The sequence below is a fragment of the Escherichia sp. HH41S genome (assembly GCF_009820115.1).
Taxonomy (GTDB): Bacteria; Pseudomonadota; Gammaproteobacteria; order Enterobacterales; family Enterobacteriaceae; genus Escherichia; species Escherichia coli_F.
In genome coordinates, this window is the sequence record NZ_VNXE01000049.1 from 1 (window position 1) to 671 (window position 671).

1 protein-coding gene is annotated in these 671 nt (G+C 45.9%); it reads left to right on the forward strand.

From position 1 onward, the window contains the following. The first annotated feature begins 51 nt into the window (after positions 1-51). Positions 52-564, forward strand: coding sequence for a hypothetical protein (locus FQZ95_RS26360; protein ID WP_001119426.1), 513 nt, complete (start codon positions 52-54; stop codon positions 562-564). The last annotated feature ends 107 nt before the right edge of the window (positions 565-671 follow it).

Below are 671 nucleotides of genomic sequence, written 5' to 3' on the forward strand. Positions count from 1 at the left end.
TAACCCCCTGTGTCAGCATAGTTGTCGCCTCAATTTTTTAAGGAGATAACAATGCCAGGACAACCAATACCAAGTGAACTCAAAGAGAAAGGACTGATATGGCTTTTACCACCATACTGCTGGTCACATCGTCAGATAGCCCGTAAGCTGAAGATCAGTGCCTCAGTTGTATCAAAATGGAGATGTGAGTTAGTGGAGCAAGGACTTTTACCTGAAAATGAAAAGATTACCTCCGTTGATGTTGAAGACTGGACACCGGAGCGTCGATTCTCAGTTGTTCTTGAGACGGCTACGCTGTCAGAAATGGAACTAGCTGATTATTGCCGACGCATGGGATTGTTTGTTGAACAGGTTAAAGAATGGCGGGCTATCTCAATTCAGGCGCATGAAAAGAAATTGACGGAAAATATCCGAACAGACAGGGCATTGCGTGACGCAAAAAATAAGTTACGAGAACTGGAGAAAGAGCTTAAGCGCAAAGATAAAGCTCTGGCGGAAGCAGCGGCCCTGCTTATATTAAGGGAAAAGTTCAATGCCCTCTGGGACAACAGCGAGGAAGACTGACCCCTCTCCTGGAGCGGCGTAAAATTATTTCTCTTATCCACGAGGCCGTTATCAACGGCGCCCGGAAAAGTCAGGCTTGTAGGTGTATCGGTATTTCTATTCGGACA